Genomic DNA, 15,461 nt, shown 5'->3' on the forward strand with positions numbered 1-15,461 from the left:
TGCATTATTGAGTCGGAGAAGATTCGGCGGGTACAAATAGTTCACGTTTTCTGTTCTGTAAACCCGAAGAGTAGAACATCTTGCCGTCCACATCGATGATCACGGCATCGATCCCCGGGATGGATTCGATCAGGCGCAAACCCTTTCCCGGACCGAGAATAAACACCGGCTTGGTGAGGCCGTCCGTGGTGGTGGCGTCGGGGCCAATCACCGACACGCTGTGCACACCGGTGGCGGAGCGGCCAGTCTTTGGATTAATGATGTGGTGATATCGCACCCCATCGATTTCGAAGTAGCGCTCGTAGTCCCCCGAGGTTGAAATAGCCGAGTTGATCAGGGGTATCACGGCAACCACATTATCTTTCCGGCGCGGATCGCGAATACCCACCATCCACGGCCTGCCTCCTCTGTCGCCAATGACACGGCTGTCGCCACCGGCCGTGATGATCGCCTGCGTAATATTGCGTTTCTTCAGCAACGCGATCCCGTTATCCACCGCATGGCCTTTGCCGATGCCTCCGAGGTCAATGCGCACGCCGGGGCGTGCGAATTTGACCGTTTGCTTTTTTGCATCAAGCAGTATGTGGCGATAATTAATCCCGGGCAGGGCTCTCTCGATTTCCTTGTCCGTCGGTTTTATGTGATGGCGATAATCGTACAAATAACCAACGCTGGAAAAAGTAATATCAAATGCCCCGCCGCTGAGTTTCGAGAATTCAATTGAGCGCGACAGGATATCGAACATTTCTGCGCTGATGGGCACGGGACTTTTCGCCGCCTCGCGGTTGATCCGTGATAATTCGCTTTCCGGCTTGTACGGACTCATTTCCCTGTCGATTCGGTGCATCTCCTCCATCACCGCGGCGATGGCGGCCTCGCCCGTTGCCTTGTCGTCCGCCCACAGCTCGACACGTATCGCCGTACCCATAATGGCTTCTTCACCGGTCAGCCATTGCGCATGCGCCAACGCTGCCCCCATTGGCAACGGGACGCAGAGCAGTGCGACTTTCAGCAAAAAGGTAAAAAATGCTTTATCAGACATATTCGACTAATCATGTCCGTTCGATTAATAGAGTCTTGCCGGCCAAGTAGATGAGTTTCTGGTACCGGTAAAACCGGTATCTGCCCTGATTGTAGAGTATTGGAGCCGGGCTTCCCCCGCCTTCAGTTACACGACTATCGGACGATCTGGCCTCTATGTCAGGAACTCCGGAAATTCAGATTTAATCCCGGCAAAAGAGATTCCACGCCAATCAACCGGGCGCAGCTGACGAATCGCGGTATAGGGGGGAAATTTCCGATATTTCCTGTTGATCTTGGCGGCAAACCAAGGGCAAAATGCGCCCCTTCGCGGCCGGGCTGACGTGGCCGCTAGCGGATTTCACGATTTCATATTGGCTCACTAAAGAGAGGAATAATCATGAAGTTGATACTGTTAGGCGCCCCGGGTGCGGGCAAGGGCACGGTTGCGAAGCAACTGACACAGCTGGACGGCTCGGTACAGATTTCCACCGGCGACATCCTGCGTGGCGCGGTGCAGGCCGGTTCCGATCTCGGCAAACAGGCCAAGGCCTACATGGATCGCGGTGATCTGGTGCCGGATGAACTGATCATGGGCATCATGGAAAAGCGCCTGCAGGAACCCGACTGCCAAAAGGGTTTCCTGCTCGACGGTTTCCCGCGCACTATTCCCCAAGCCGAGGCCCTGAAAAAACTGCTGGTGAATAGCGGCATCAAACTCGAGATGGCGGTCAACATCGACGTGCCGCGCAACGTCATCCTCGACCGCCTCACCACCCGCCGTACCTGTTCCAATACCAAGTGCCAGGCGATTTACAACGTCAAAAGCATGCCACCGAAGAAGGAGGGCATTTGCGACAAGTGTGGCAGCCCCATAGTGCAACGCGAGGACGAGACCGAGGCCGCCATCAGCCACCGGCTCGATACTTATAATAAGAAAACCGCCCCGCTCATCGGTTTCTATGAAAAAGAAGGCATGCTGCTGACCGTCAGCGCCACCTCGAGCGAAGCCGTGATCGACGCCATCAAGAAGAAACTCGGCAAGTAATCGCTGAAAACGAAAAGGCCGGTGTCTGTCGCACCAAGGCGGACAGACACCGGCCTTTTTATTTCCCACCCACATAACGGTCAGCTGGCACGCTACGTGGTTCTGACTCAAGCAAGTGGCGCAGATGCGCCCAGACATTTTCCAGCATGCGCGGCTGCGCCCTGGCGCTGGCATGAATCCGATCCGGCTGCATGAGGTCGTTGCGGGTGGCGATTCCCTCCAGCAGGGACGGTACCAGCGCTACGCCCTGTTCGGCCGCGATTTCACGGTAGATGGCCTGGAACCTTTCGGTGTATGTTTTGCCATAGTTGGGCGGGAGCTGCACGCCGACCAATAACACACTCGCGCCAGGGCGCTTGGCCTTCGTAACCATCATGCTGATATTATGTTTCATCTGCTCCAGCGAGAGTCCGCGAAGACCATCGTTGCCACCGAGCTCAATGATGACAAGGGTGGGTTTGTGTTGGGCCAGGAGTTTGGGGAGCCGCACCAGACCATTCGCCGTGGTGTCGCCGCTGATGCTGGCGTTAACGATCCGGTAATCGAGGTTTTCCTGCTTGAGGCGCATGCCGAGCAAGACCACCCAGCCGGACTGTACCTCCATGCCATAGGCCGAGCTCAGGCTGTCGCCGACCACGAGCAGTGTGCGCGCCGCGGCGGACAGGGGAAACAAACCGACCAACAACAGTACTGTCAACAAGATACGACGCATGCCTGCACACCTTAATAATGGAATCATGGTTTCCGCGACCCATCTTTCGAAGCGGGTTAGTACCGCCGAGGGCTTTCTCGACATCTTGTCGGGTGTGAATCTTGAGATCAAGACCGGTGAACGTGTGGCAATTATCGGCGTATCGGGCTCAGGCAAATCCACCCTGCTCGGGCTGCTGGCCGGTCTCGATTCCCCCACGCAAGGCGAGGTGATGCTTGCCGGCGAGCGCCTCGACCGGCTCGATGAAGACGGGCGGGCACGCGTGCGTGCCGGACGTGTCGGGTTCGTGTTCCAGAGTTTTCAACTGCTTCCCGGCCTGACCGCTCTGGAAAATGTCATGCTGCCGCTTGAACTGGCCGGATTCGATGACCCTGAAAATGACGCCCGGGGACTGCTCGAACGCGTCGGTCTCGGTGAACGGCTTTCGCATTATCCGCGTCTGCTTTCAGGCGGCGAACAGCAGCGCGTGGCGATAGCGCGCGCCTTCGCGATCAAGCCCGCGATCCTGTTTGCCGACGAGCCCACCGGCAATCTCGACAGCGCCACCGGCGCGCGCGTTATCGACCTGCTTTTCGATCTCAATCGGGAACTGCAGACCACGCTGGTGCTGGTGACGCACGATGAAAGCCTCGCTTCACGCTGCGAACGCCATATACATCTGGATGCCGGCCGCATCGTGAAGGATTGTTGACCATGCACAGCTTGCGCCTGTTCCCGCTGGCGTTGCGCCTGCTGATGCGCGACTGGCGTGCCGGTGAGTTGCGCATTCTGGCCGCCGCCATTGTGATTGCCGTGGGCGCGGTCACCGCCATCAGCTTTTTCAGTGATCGACTGAATCGTGCCATGACCTATCAATCGGCGGACCTGCTCGGGGCGGATCTGCGTTTGACGAGCACTGAGCCGGTGCCGAAATCCTGGCTCAAGGCCGCCGCCGATTACAACCTGCGCGAGACAGAAACACTCGACTTCGCCAGCGTGGTCGTGCATGGCGAAAAATTGCAGCTCGCCAGCCTCAAGGCCGCCGGGGCAGGTTATCCCCTGCGCGGGGTTTTGCGGACGGCGCTTGCCTTGCATGCCTTGGAAACGGCAACCAGTGAAATACCCACGCCCGGCACTGCCTGGGTCGAGCCACGCATCATGCAGTCGCTGGGTTTGACCGTCGGCGCGAGCATTGAAATCGGCAGCGCGGCGTTCACCGTTACACGTGTTCTCACTTATGAGCCGGGACGCGGCGGAAGTTTTTTCACTCTCGCGCCACGCGTGCTGATACACGGGGATGATGTCGGTCGCACGGGAGTGATTCAACCCGGCAGTCGCGTAACTTACAGTTACCTGTTCGCCGGTACTGACAATGATCTGGCGCGCTACAAGGAATGGCTCAAGACCCGTCTTGGTCCACATCATCAATTGCTCGACGTGCGCGATGGCGGCAGTTCCCTTGGCCGCGCACTGGGACGCGCCGAACGTTATCTCGGCCTCACCAGTTTGCTGGCCGTGATCCTGGCAGGGGTGGCGATTGCCATGGGGGCACGACGCTACAGTGAACGCCACTTTGATGTCAGCGCCATGTTGCGTTGTCTTGGCGCCACGCAACGGGATCTTGTAGCGTTGTTTGTGCCGCAATTCCTGTTGCTTGGGCTGATCGCGAGCGCCATTGGCTGTCTATCCGGCTGGCTCACACAGGAAGCCATCTTTTATTTGCTCAAGGACCTGCGACCCATGCGTCTGCCGGCCGCCGGGATCGCGCCGGTGATGTTCGGATTCTTCACCGGTCTACTGGCGCTCGCCGGCTTCGCGTTACCGCCGTTGCTACGCTTGCAGCAGGTGCCACCGCTGCGGGTCATACGCCGCGAGCTGGCGCCGTTGCCGCCAACAGCGTGGTTTGTGTACGGCTCCGCCAGCGCGGCAATACTGATACTGATGTGGCGCCACACCGGCAGCTTGCTCCTCACGGCTTCAGTGCTGGCCGGTAGCCTCGCGGCGTCCCTCGCACTGGCGGCTATTGCCGGCGCGCTGCTGGTCTTCAGCCGTCGCGTGCACCAGCGTGTCGGTGTGGCCTGGCGTTTCGGGCTGAACAATCTGTGGCGCCGTACGCAAACGAGCATCGGCCAGATCCTTGCCTTCGGGCTCGCGCTCATGGCGATGGCGGTGATCGCGTTGCTGCGCACCGATCTGCTGAACACCTGGGAGACACAGTTGCCGCCCGATACGCCGAATCATTTTGCATTCAATATCCTGCCGCAGGACGTGACGGCCGTGGAGAAATTCTTTACGACACACCGGATCCCGGCAAACGCGCTCTACCCCATGGTGCGCGGCCGCCTGACCGGGATCAATGGCAAACCGGTGGTCGAGGCAGTCACAAAAGAAGAATCGGGCAATGAAGCGATCCAGCGCGAGCTCAATCTCACGTGGACCGATACCGTGCCGTCTGACAATCGGATCGTGCATGGAACATGGTGGGACCGCACCGCACCCGACAATCGGGTTTCTGTCGAGGAAAAGCTCGCCAAAAAACTGGGGGTCAAGCTTGAAGATGAATTGACGTTTTCAATTGCCGGGGCTGAGCTGCGGACGCGCGTGGCAAATATCCGCACGGTCCAATGGGATTCCTTCCATCCCAACTTCTACATGATCTTCCCTCCCGGAACGCTCGATACATTCCCCGCCACTTATCTCACGAGCTTTTATCTGGGACCGGACCAGAAGCCGCAGCTGACTTCGCTGGTCCGCGCCTTTCCGGCAATAACGGTGCTCGAGATGGATCAGGTGCTGTCGCAGGTGCGGACCATTCTCGCGCAGGTGACGGCCGCCGTGGAACTGGTGCTGCTGTTTGTGCTGGCCGCCGGATTTGCAGTCCTGTTCGCCGCTTTGGCCACCAGCCTGGATGAGCGTTTTTACGAAGGCGCGCTGCTGCGCACGCTCGGTGCACGCCGGCAACAGCTACGGGCCGCGCACTTCGCTGAATTCTCCGTGCTCGGCCTGCTCGCCGGCCTGCTCGCCGCGATTGGCACGGAACTCATAGCCTATGTGCTCTATACGCGTGCTTTTGAACTCGAATACAGTTTCAAGTGGCCGGTATGGCTCGCCGCGCCGTTCCTGGGGGGATTATTAATCGGATTGGCCGGTTATTGGGGCACGCGCCGCGTGGTGCGCCAAAGTCCACTGACTATCCTGCGCGAACTTTGACATGACAATCACGGGATACGCTTTCCTAAAAAATTCCTGGAGGGGTCCCATCAGGGAAATCATTGTGGTATAATGGTTTTTTTCAAGGCTACCCGGGCTTTTTCCAGTTCTGGGTGGCTGTTTTGTTGCGTTTTCCCTGTTGGAAACACTTTTAACTAACACTTCCGCCGTTTTACCGCGGAACAGGCCCATGGTTCAGAAAATGACTGACACGACAACTGCTACAGCAAAAGCCAGCCGACCCTCCATGCCGCGCCCGTTTAAAGTGGCACGCGTGGAAAAAACCGACGCACCGGACGGGGGCCAGGGACAGGATTGGTACCGCTATGTGCTTGAAAGCGGCCGCTCTACCATCACCGGACAGCGTTGTGGATCACGCAAGGACGTTATTGCCTATGCCACGCAATGTGCCGAGCAGTTGAACACCCGCGGAGTAACGGGGCAATCCATCTGGAGCCCGCGCGGAAGAAAACCCGCCGCCGCTCTGGCCGCAAAATAAAAAAACCCCGCCAACTGGCGGGGTTTTTGTTTCAGGCATCATTCACAAAGCTTTACCGGTGCACATCAAACACAACCCGTCGGTTTAGGCAGGCCACCGTACTTGGTGATCGGTTTCATCGGGCCGGTCATCCAGAGCTTGAACAGGTCTTTCTGATCCTCCTCGATGAACTTCGCGAATTTTCGAATCGGCGGCACCACGCTAAACTCTTCGTAATAATCACGCGCTTTCGTGATGTGCGACCACTTCAGGTCATCAAGCGCTACACCATCGACCTCCGCCATGGCGCGGCCAATTTCCGGTGTCCACGCGTCTCGATCAATCAAGTAACCATCACCATCACGTTGCGGAATTTCCATTACAACCTCTCTTCAAAAAAAACCAAACCGAATACCAAGCATCTCTGTTTAAGCTGATTAATTATCATGCAATAACATAGCAAAAGAATCAACTTTTAAAGAAATAGGTGTTTGCAGATTACCCTGAGTATTTTTCCGTCCAATATTCCACCGCGAGCGTGTGACGGCTGCCTTTCCTGATTGTCACCACATTTTCCGCCGCGTTAGCGCTCTCAACACAAACCATCCCGCGCCAGCCATCCGGGCCAAAATCACCCATTTTATTGGCCTTCTCGGTCCAGGGATTCCACACCACGGTTGAGTAACTACCCGATTTCGCTACATGGATGCGACGCTTCAAGCGCGGATCTTCAATCACGCACTCGGCATCGGTATTCGAATAAATCCGGTCTGTCTCTGCGGAGAAAACCACCGGTCCGTCCTGGCGGCGATGCACATTGCCGCCACCCACCTTGTCGAGGTAGTCACAACCTTCCAACCCGCCGATGCGGATATCAGCAATGTCACCAATGTGAAAATAAGCATGCAAGGCCTCACCAATGACTGCATCTTCATTCCCGAGATTGTCGGTGGCAAGCGCAATCTTGAGTCTCGGCCCCACGGTGATGGTAATAGATAACTTTGTCCGATGTGGCCACATGGTGCGCGTCTGATCTGTTTCCACCAGAGTCAGCGCTATTTCAGTTGCACCGTTATCGAGTGCGCGCGTGGCGGTCACTTCCCATGGCACGGTACGAGCGAACCCATGCGTCGGTCGCTTGGGATCTGTCGCGTGTGTCCCAAACCATGGCCAGCACACCGGCACACCACCGCGAATAGATTTCCCGGGAGTAAAATTGGCGGCGCGCGATAGCCACACCACGGGCTCGGTTTCCGATTTCGGCTGCCAGCTCATGATATGCCCACCTTGCAGGGCAAGGGTGGCACTGGCATGGGCATTAATCACTTCCATAACAGCCAGGCCACCTGGCATTTCCTTGAAAGAAATCTGTCCAGACAGACCAAAACGCAGGTTTAAAGCAGATAAATCAGCCATGCGAGGGGTTGCGCCCGGAATTCGCTGAAAATAATCGATGAGTGAAGTTAATCATGCGCGGCCATTGTAACGACTTCATCCACCGTGCCTAGCGGCCGGGACCGCCCGGCATGTGATCAGTCAGTCGTCCTGCAAGAGGAATGGCGAGTCAAATTTCTGCAGGCGCCGCCACTAGGCGCTGGCCGTTTCCTGTTCTTCCTCCACTTGCAAGACCGAATTGAATCCACCTGAATAATTCGGCACCTGTTCGGGATTGGAGGGATCCTCCTGCCAGATGCCATCAACAATTAAACGATACTGATATGCGCCGGGCATCAACATGACAACTTTTTCCACAAAGTCGTTTTCCGTACGGGTAACGATGCCTTGATCCGGCCGCCAGTCATTGAAACTTCCAGCGAGCTTCACATCCCTGCCGTTGAAATCGTAAAAGCGCAACACCACCTTTTGTCTTCCGCCATGCCCAGCGAGACGCGACCTGGCTTCTTCGAAGGCGCGCTTCATCGCGGTCAGGCGCGACAAGGTCTCGCTTTCGCTTTCACCCACTGCCGCCGCAGGGTCCTGCAAAATAAACATCAGCTCATTCGCCAGCCGATCGTACTGCACGGCAACAGTCGAAGTCGGGTCATAGGCAATGATCGGCACACCCTGGCGCACGGCCTCTTTAAGCCGCACCGTGAACTGCACCATGACGGACAGCACATCATCGGCAAAGCGCTCTCCCACCTCATGCAAAAACTGCCGACACAGGCGCGTGCGACTGTCGACCAACGTGGGCAGAACACGGATAGGAATTTTACGTCCATGGCGTTCACGCAACTCACGGATGATTTCGTACATCCGGTCGATGCCGTGCATGCCAAACAGACTCATCTCGATCGGGATCAGCACCAGGTCCGCCGCCGTCAGCGCATTGAAGCAGAGCAGCCCCATTGAGGGTGGGCAGTCGATAACGATATAGTCGTAGCGATCGCGGATCGGCGCCAAGTGTTTCTCAAGCTGAATGTCGCGCTCATCGCTTCGAACCGGCAGATGTTCCGCCGCGGCGAGCATCTTGGTCGCTGGGGCCACATCCACGCCGGTGAAAACATTGGGCAGAATAATATCTTCGATACCGATTTCCCCGGTTAAAACATCATACAAATCGCGCGCGTCCTCGTTGTATACACCGAATCCCAGCGAGGAGTGGCCCTGCGGGTCCAGGTCCAGTAACAATACACGCTGTTCTTTTTTTCCAAGACAGGCAGCGAGATTGATAGCGGTAGTGGTTTTCCCGCAACCACCCTTCTGATTGGCAACGGCAATGATTTTCATGAGACTGATACCTCCGGCCTTCGGCCAATAAAAAAGAGAGCGGTAATTCGCTCCCTTGGTTTTGATATCGGTTTAGATTCGGCATTCGCTGCCAAGGTATAGCGCCAGGCAGTTCGGATTGAAGGAAAATCGAATGTAATAACCCCCTCCCGGGAGATTCTCCGGGACGACGGCTACTGGATAGTTTGGAAAAAAAGACGAAATGAAAAAAGCGGGAAGGATATCGCTCTTGCAAGGAGCGTAACGGAGTAACCGGATCGGTTACGTGGTGGCGAACAGGCCACCTCCCCGTCGTGCGGGACGCACTGGTGTTGCTGTTAGTAAACCCGAGTTGGTCAATCCGTTGAACCTCCAAGGGAGCAGATGGCGAGAAAGTTTATGGACTCGCTGTCAAAAGTCAAGGAATAACAAGACGCTTGCACGAGATGAGCCGGGATGAGCCGGACTGTACGACTGCTCTGGGAAATTTTCCAAGCGCGACGCGGATTATTCATCCTGCCTTTCCGGCTGTGACAACCACTGGTCGATGGCAGGTTGCAGCTCATCGAACGGACGGTAGCCGTTGGTCAAAAGCGTGCCGGTAGCTCCGTCTTGCAAAACCACGGTCGGGAATCCACGCACTCCGGATTCGCGGGCGATCTGAAAATGTGTTTGCGTCTTTTTCTGCATTTCGTCAGATCGAAACCGATCGAGGAACACCGTCCTCTCTATATTATGTTGCTCTGCCAGCTCTGCCAGTGTTTCTGGCTGGGTGACATTCCGCCCGAGCGCATAAAATGCCTCCTGCACCGATTTGAAATAGGGAAAGATAGCCTCGGAATTAATGTCAGCCACGGCGATCACCGCGCGACTGGGTGGTTCAGTATCGTAGACAAATCCTTCAGGCATCGCGCCCTCGAAAGTGAAGGGCTGGCCCGTCATGCGGTGCACATCCTGCCAGTGATGCAGAATTTCTTCGCGTGATTTTAGCGCCATGGGTTCGGTCGTGCCCGGTCGGAGCCCGCCCAGCATCAGGGCTATCTTCACGCGGTCGGAATAGGCCTCCTTGATCGCGCTGATCACGGGCGCGAAGCCCCAGCACCACGAACACATGGGGTCGGCGAAATACCACAGGATCCGTTGTGTCGGCATTGGAGCTTTCCTTCAGCGCGTAAATCAACAATAGCCTACACCCGCACTGATAACTTATGAACCACATCAACTTCTTTCCAGGGGTTAAAGATATTCCCATTCGTGTATCAACACCGCCTGCCCGGACGGCTTGCCGTGCGCATCCATAACGTTCCATACGGTGGCACGCTGGATATGAAAGCGCCGGCCGGTGGCGGAGAGGCGAATTCCACTGTAATCGTCAGTGAAGCCCTGGCGCCTCACACGTTCCAGCAGTTGTGCCCGCTCCTCGCGCTCCATCGGTTCCGCTGACAGGCGCGAAGGAGTAGATGTGAAATCATTCCATCCGGCTTCAAAAAGCGCGAGTGCCGCACGATTGGCATAATTGAAAATCGGATCGGTCTCGGTACCGTGCGAGGCCACCACGAACGGTGCTTCGTGAATTGCCCTCGCCTGTTGCAGCGGAGACATCCCGGAATCAACCAGATTGCGACCAGTCCAGTGACGAAAACTGTTTACCAACAGCGATACATGAGATGAAAGAAAATCGTTACTTACGTCCGGCTCGCGGAATCCTGCGTGACCGGATTGTGCGCCATTCTTCTTATCTCTACCCCCTCCATTCTTGCGAATCTTCGGCACCCGCTGGCGCCACAACCAATACAGCGCCAAGCCGGTGAGCACAATGTTCAGAACAATTCCCACTACAAAAAAATTAGACATGATTCGCGTGCATGCTCGTGAGGTGATTTTTCCTGGCGCAGCCATTACACCAATTGACGAGGAATCCTAACATAGAGACATACACGCTACGGAAAACAAAACGGGCGGCAACACCGCCCGTCAAATCCTCTGATAAAACAACTCCCGATATCAATCTTCTACTTCCTCCCAGCCGGTAATCATGGCCTTGATGTGGGAGGTCGGTGTGTGACCGGTAGTAGCGAGATAAACATGGGCGATGAAAAATATCAGGATCATGTAGGCGCCCAGCACATGGAAGAACGACACCCATTCCAGCGAAAGGTAACCGGCCACGCCCAACTCCGCCCACTGGCCATAGAACAGGTAAAACCAGCCGGAAAACCAGATTACCGGCGATATCACCAGCCAGAAAAACAGGTAGGCCAGGCGCTGCAGCGGATTGTGCTTGCGCAGCGTGGTCTGGCGGAACGGATGCGGCGCACGGGTGAAGATGCCGGTCAGATAATAATTGAACATGGCGCCAACCTTTTCGAGCGTTGGAACGTACTGTTTCCATTCGCCGGTGGTTAGATGCCAGAACACAGCGAACACCCACAGCGTAATCAGCGTCCAGGCGGCTATGGTGTGCAGGTTCACCGCCGTGCCGAAACCGAAAAGTTTGTAGGCGCCATGCACCTCGAACCCCGTGAGCAACAGGAAGATAATCGTTGCCGCCTGCGCCCAGTGCCAGAACCGCTCGAAGCGCCTGAAAATATAGATTCTTTCGGCTGCCATGTTATTTCCCTCCCTTGCGATTGCTGAAGATGCGCAGAGAACCGTGGCCAATCACCCCGAGCAAGGCGAAGAATGCCGCGCCCCCGCCAAGGAGATCGAGCCAGCCATGGGAATCGCGCCCCGGCATGTAGATTCCGGCGATGTTTTTCAGGCGTCCGTCAGCACGGTGGCATTCGATACAGGCAAGTGCCTTGTCTTTCGGCGCCACCATATGCGTGATGGGCCAGCGCATTTCGGTCTCGATGAAGTCATACTTGCCGGAGTATGGCGCCTTCGCACTGGCCATGCCAACGGTGATGGCCTTATCCCATCCGAAATTCGTCCAGTAAGCGGTGGTGTCTTGTCCCGCCGTATGCGGCTTGACCAGCGTGTTGTTCACTGGGTCGAACGGCTGCTTGCCGCGGAACACTTTGACCGGCCAGATCAACGATTTGCCGTCGTCAGGGCTGCCGTCAAAACGATTAATCGGCGTGACGCCAGCGCTCTTGTCGACCTTGTCGGTGATCAAAGTGAAACGAACCTTGCCGTTGAACCACTGATACTCTGGTTCGACATTCTCACCGAGCACGAAGTCGCCCTTCTTGCTGTCGTAGATGACATGGCCCTTCTCGTCCTTCTTGACGATCGGCTTTCCCTTTTCGTCCATCTTGCCCGAGGTAGACCAGTCCCAGATCATTTTTGTCGCCACACCGCCACGTGCGATTGTCGGGATGTGACATGTCTGACAGGCGACCTTGCGTGCGTGGTCGTTGAGCCTGGCTTCCTTGAGTGAGTGCGGTCTGTCGCTATGACAGGCGACACAGGTGGCCGGATTGCCTTTCGAGACCTTGCCGCGGAGGTGGCGACCTTCGGTATCTTTCGCCGTGGGTACGTAACGACTGCCCGGAATATCATGCGCCGAAGTGAGGTGGCAGGTGCCGCAGGTGAAATCCAGCCCGGCGGCGTCCATGTGTACGTCGAGCTCGTGATCCGGAACGGTTAGTGAGCTGTCCAGGTCACCGTGCTTGACGCCGTCGCCGCCACCGCTGAAGAAGTGACATCCGCCGCAGGTATCGCGGCTGGTTTTCCCGATCTTCTGTGCGACCTGGGTCAGGTCAACCGGCTTGACGATCTTGCCGGAACCGGGCGGCAGTTCCATCTCCTTGTAGGCCGGATGACCGGCCAGGCCCGGCAACTTGCGGTACTTGCCGGTGGTGTCATGGCACACCAGGCAATCGACATTGGCTTCCGATTTGAAATCAAAATTGTCGTCCTTCCAGCCGTAGCCAACGTGGCAAGCCGTGCAGAAGGCGTAATTCGAAGCAACGGAAATGCAGAAATTATTGATGACGTTCTTCTTGCCGAGCCGCTGGCTGCTGTCGGGGTTCAGGAACTCCCAGGTCCAGTGCTTGGTACGGTGAACCTGCTTGGCCGCCTCAGTGTGGCAAGCGAGGCAGGCCTTGGTCACCTCGGGGCCGGAGGCGAAGGTTTTCTGCAGCTCCTTGAACTTGGAGTGGTCGGCGGTGGTGGTCTTGGACACGGCCAGCGCCGCGCCGCTGAACAGGAGGCCAAGCACCGTCAGCCAGATACCGATTATCGTCGCGCCAAATCGACAGCCACGCCTGTTATTCATGCAGCCTCCTTATATTCTCATGTCACCCGTCAGCTTCGTTTGCTGTGCCTGCTACGAAACGCCATTCCAGGCTTACATTGCCGCCCGCGCTCATTACACAATGGTGAATTTCTCAGTCGATTCGTTATAGCGAACCCATAGATACCAGGCGAGCAACACACCCAATGCAATCAGATAGGCATACGACCAGCCACCGAGCCATTCGGGCAGATAGACCTGTGTGCCGACCTTGGTAACCTCCACCAGGTCAAGCGACATCTCGGGTGTCATCACTTGCCAGTATCTTAGAATTCCGGAAAAGACCGAACCGGACCACGCGAAGAACAGCACCGCCACCCACAGCTTCAGATGACCTTCACCGACACGCCACAAAGCGCCCGAAGCGCAACCTCCGGCGAAAACCATGCCGATGCCGAAAATCGCCCCGCCAAGCAGCGAACCGATCCAGAACGTCGCCGGTATTCCCAGATACGGGTCGATGATTTTTTTCTGGAACAAAAGCGACGCCAGTGGAATTGCGATAGCGAGCGCGAGAATGATCGCCTTGGTCATTTCACCCTCGGCCGTCATGAACGGTTCGCGGAACGCGCGTGCAAAACAGATGCGCGACCGGTGCAGTACGAAGCCCATCGCCAATCCGGCCAGCACCAGGATGGCGCGGGCAGCCAGCTTTTCGTTCGGGCTGTTGATCCAGCTGGTGGCCCACACGCCGACGGCAACGATAATCAGAACTCCAATCAAGGGATGCCAGGCACGCAACGGTGCGTGCTTCGGCGGCAGGCCTTTGGTGCCCCAGGTGATGTGCTCCATGGTCCACAACAGCAACTTCAACCCCACCAGCGCGCCGAGAATCAATCCTGCCCACATGGCCCAACCGGCGGGAGAAGAGTGTATGGCCGGTGTGAAGAATCCGCCGGTGGTGCAGCCACCCGCGAGTGTGGCGCCGATGCCCATGAACGTTCCGCCGAGCGCACCCCAGATGTACTCCAGTTTTGGTGCACGATTAAACGCGAACTGGCGCGACATCAGCGCGGCGGCGAACGCCCCGAGCACCAGGGTCATGTTCATCAGCGACATCCGGTCGAGAAGCGGACTCTCGGGGGCGGACTTCATGTTCAGCAGAGGGCCGAGACCGAGCGACCAGTTGATCCAGTCGCCCCACAATTTGAGACCGCCGTAAATACCCCAGAACAATCCGCTGACCATAAGCACCGCAATGATCAACACCATCAAGATGGCACCGACATAGGGCGACCAGCTGTCGACGAATATGTGCTCGTAGTCGGCGCGCAACCCCGACAGCCATCGCGACTGGGTGACTGAACCCACTCCGTTTCCTGTTTCCACACCGTTGCTCATCTTAGTTTCCCCCGGTCTGAACAATCCGGGAACCGATCTTCGTTTATGAAACGCGGTCCCCGTGTGGCGCTGTTACTGACAGCGGGACGGATTGTCGGAATCTTTCGCGCCGTAAAGTACGAAGGCCATGATATCAGCTTGCAATTCGGCATCCGGAACATCCAGGTATTTCTCGGCGGCTTTATTTGCGCCCACGATGCTCTTGCGGTATTCGCGGCTGGAGTAATACTTCACCGAGTGGTTGGTCTTGCCTTTGACATCGTGTTTGTCAGCCTTCAGATAGGCGCTCCAGTCAGCCTTGACCCTGTCAGCCGGCGAGATGGTTTTGCCGGACGTGGAAAGGTGACAGCTGGTGCAGACTTGGCGGAAGTAAACACGGCCCCGCTTCCAGTCGCCATCGTAGGCCTGTGCGCTGGTGGCAAACGTGACACCAACGGTTGCTGTAACAATGAGCCAAGCGACTATGTGTTTCATGGACGTTCTCCTCTTAAATTTCCGATCTGTCTGGTCGCCAAATATATTCTGACTTGCCGCGATTGAATATAAGCATAGAATGAAATACTAATAATTGATCTTGCGCAAATTACTCATGTTACCTCATGTTTTGCAGTATGCATTTCTCCATCAATTGGATTTATGACCGAGATCAGTAATCCCGACGAATTTACTTGGTATTTAGATTTTCCGACTGATTCTCACGCACAGCATTATTTTCATGCGCCCT

The 15,461-nt window shown here is 56.5% G+C and carries 15 protein-coding genes; 4 read left to right on the forward strand and 11 right to left on the reverse strand.

Going from position 1 to position 15,461, the window contains the following annotated elements:
• Positions 1–4: 4 nt before the first annotated feature.
• Positions 5–1,042, reverse strand: a complete 1,038-nt coding sequence (locus NUV55_RS10250; RefSeq protein ID WP_296672651.1) for an FAD:protein FMN transferase — start codon at positions 1,040–1,042, stop codon at positions 5–7.
• Positions 1,043–1,420: 378 nt separating this feature from the next.
• Between NUV55_RS10250 and NUV55_RS10255 the strand changes: the two genes are divergently transcribed.
• Positions 1,421–2,068, forward strand: a complete 648-nt coding sequence (locus tag NUV55_RS10255; protein ID WP_296672652.1) for an adenylate kinase — start codon at positions 1,421–1,423, stop codon at positions 2,066–2,068.
• 58 nt (positions 2,069–2,126) lie between these two features.
• Here NUV55_RS10255 and NUV55_RS10260 read toward each other — a convergent pair whose 3' ends face one another.
• Positions 2,127–2,780 (reverse strand): arylesterase, encoded by a 654-nt coding sequence (locus tag NUV55_RS10260; protein WP_296672653.1) that lies wholly within the window; start codon positions 2,778–2,780, stop codon positions 2,127–2,129.
• Here NUV55_RS10260 and NUV55_RS10265 point away from each other — a divergent pair.
• From NUV55_RS10265 to NUV55_RS10275, 3 genes are all read left to right on the forward strand, one after another.
• On the forward strand, positions 2,779–3,471 hold the full coding sequence (locus NUV55_RS10265) for an ABC transporter ATP-binding protein (protein WP_296672656.1): 693 nt from the start codon (positions 2,779–2,781) through the stop codon (positions 3,469–3,471). The two genes, NUV55_RS10260 and NUV55_RS10265, sit on opposite strands and share 2 nt — an antisense overlap.
• 2 nt (positions 3,472–3,473) lie before the next feature.
• Complete coding sequence (locus NUV55_RS10270; RefSeq protein ID WP_296672658.1) at positions 3,474–5,969, forward strand: FtsX-like permease family protein; 2,496 nt, start codon at positions 3,474–3,476, stop codon at positions 5,967–5,969.
• 190 nt (positions 5,970–6,159) lie between these two features.
• Positions 6,160–6,468: a hypothetical protein gene (locus NUV55_RS10275; protein WP_296672659.1), complete on the forward strand. Its 309-nt coding sequence runs from the start codon at positions 6,160–6,162 to the stop codon at positions 6,466–6,468.
• 65 nt (positions 6,469–6,533) lie between these two features.
• Here the strand turns inward: NUV55_RS10275 and NUV55_RS10280 are convergent, their stop codons facing one another.
• The 9 genes from NUV55_RS10280 to NUV55_RS10320 form a co-directional block, all read right to left on the reverse strand.
• Positions 6,534–6,827 (reverse strand): TusE/DsrC/DsvC family sulfur relay protein, encoded by a 294-nt coding sequence (locus tag NUV55_RS10280; protein WP_296672662.1) that lies wholly within the window; start codon positions 6,825–6,827, stop codon positions 6,534–6,536.
• A 118-nt stretch (positions 6,828–6,945) separates the two neighbouring features.
• The gene (locus NUV55_RS10285; RefSeq protein ID WP_296672663.1) at positions 6,946–7,779 is read right to left on the reverse strand and encodes a D-hexose-6-phosphate mutarotase; all 834 of its coding nucleotides are present in this window, start codon (positions 7,777–7,779) and stop codon (positions 6,946–6,948) included.
• 255 nt (positions 7,780–8,034) lie between these two features.
• Complete coding sequence (locus tag NUV55_RS10290) at positions 8,035–9,177, reverse strand: AAA family ATPase (protein ID WP_296672664.1); 1,143 nt, start codon at positions 9,175–9,177, stop codon at positions 8,035–8,037.
• Between the two features lie 486 nt (positions 9,178–9,663).
• A complete protein-coding gene (locus tag NUV55_RS10295; protein WP_296672666.1) occupies positions 9,664–10,308 on the reverse strand; it encodes a DsbA family protein in 645 nt (214 codons plus the stop codon).
• Between the two features lie 84 nt (positions 10,309–10,392).
• Positions 10,393–11,010 carry an MEKHLA domain-containing protein gene (locus NUV55_RS10300; RefSeq protein ID WP_296672668.1) on the reverse strand — a complete coding sequence of 206 codons (618 nt, stop codon included), beginning with the start codon at positions 11,008–11,010 and terminating at the stop codon, positions 10,393–10,395.
• Positions 11,011–11,160: 150 nt separating this feature from the next.
• Positions 11,161–11,766, reverse strand: a complete 606-nt coding sequence (locus NUV55_RS10305; RefSeq protein ID WP_296672670.1) for a cytochrome b/b6 domain-containing protein — start codon at positions 11,764–11,766, stop codon at positions 11,161–11,163.
• Between the two features lies 1 nt (position 11,767).
• Positions 11,768–13,378 carry a tetrathionate reductase family octaheme c-type cytochrome gene (locus tag NUV55_RS10310; RefSeq protein ID WP_296672672.1) on the reverse strand — a complete coding sequence of 537 codons (1,611 nt, stop codon included), beginning with the start codon at positions 13,376–13,378 and terminating at the stop codon, positions 11,768–11,770.
• Between the two features lie 93 nt (positions 13,379–13,471).
• Entirely contained in the window at positions 13,472–14,725 is a 1,254-nt protein-coding gene (locus tag NUV55_RS10315; RefSeq protein WP_296672675.1) for a YeeE/YedE thiosulfate transporter family protein, read from the reverse strand.
• A gap of 84 nt (positions 14,726–14,809) precedes the next feature.
• Complete coding sequence (locus NUV55_RS10320) at positions 14,810–15,211, reverse strand: hypothetical protein (protein ID WP_296672677.1); 402 nt, start codon at positions 15,209–15,211, stop codon at positions 14,810–14,812.
• Positions 15,212–15,461: the final 250 nt, after the last annotated feature.

The organism is Sulfuricaulis sp. (genome assembly GCF_024653915.1).
GTDB lineage: Bacteria > Pseudomonadota > Gammaproteobacteria > Acidiferrobacterales > Sulfurifustaceae > Sulfuricaulis.

Bases quoted from the DNA above. Each gene is read 5' to 3' on its own strand.
- NUV55_RS10255 (WP_296672652.1), top strand. From the start codon at position 1,421: ATGAAGTTGATACTGTTAGGCGCCCCGGGTGCGGGCAAGGGCACGGTT.
- NUV55_RS10285 (WP_296672663.1), bottom strand. From the start codon at position 7,779: ATGGAAGTGATTAATGCCCATGCCAGTGCCACCCTTGCCCTGCAAGGT.
- NUV55_RS10265 (WP_296672656.1), top strand. From the start codon at position 2,779: ATGCCTGCACACCTTAATAATGGAATCATGGTTTCCGCGACCCATCTT.
- NUV55_RS10310 (WP_296672672.1), bottom strand. From the start codon at position 13,378: ATGAATAACAGGCGTGGCTGTCGATTTGGCGCGACGATAATCGGTATC.
- NUV55_RS10300 (WP_296672668.1), bottom strand. From the start codon at position 11,010: ATGTCTAATTTTTTTGTAGTGGGAATTGTTCTGAACATTGTGCTCACC.
- NUV55_RS10290 (WP_296672664.1), bottom strand. From the start codon at position 9,177: ATGAAAATCATTGCCGTTGCCAATCAGAAGGGTGGTTGCGGGAAAACC.
- NUV55_RS10305 (WP_296672670.1), bottom strand. From the start codon at position 11,766: ATGGCAGCCGAAAGAATCTATATTTTCAGGCGCTTCGAGCGGTTCTGG.
- NUV55_RS10270 (WP_296672658.1), top strand. From the start codon at position 3,474: ATGCACAGCTTGCGCCTGTTCCCGCTGGCGTTGCGCCTGCTGATGCGC.
- NUV55_RS10280 (WP_296672662.1), bottom strand. From the start codon at position 6,827: ATGGAAATTCCGCAACGTGATGGTGATGGTTACTTGATTGATCGAGAC.
- NUV55_RS10295 (WP_296672666.1), bottom strand. From the start codon at position 10,308: ATGCCGACACAACGGATCCTGTGGTATTTCGCCGACCCCATGTGTTCG.
- NUV55_RS10275 (WP_296672659.1), top strand. From the start codon at position 6,160: ATGGTTCAGAAAATGACTGACACGACAACTGCTACAGCAAAAGCCAGC.
- NUV55_RS10260 (WP_296672653.1), bottom strand. From the start codon at position 2,780: ATGCGTCGTATCTTGTTGACAGTACTGTTGTTGGTCGGTTTGTTTCCC.
- NUV55_RS10320 (WP_296672677.1), bottom strand. From the start codon at position 15,211: ATGAAACACATAGTCGCTTGGCTCATTGTTACAGCAACCGTTGGTGTC.
- NUV55_RS10250 (WP_296672651.1), bottom strand. From the start codon at position 1,042: ATGTCTGATAAAGCATTTTTTACCTTTTTGCTGAAAGTCGCACTGCTC.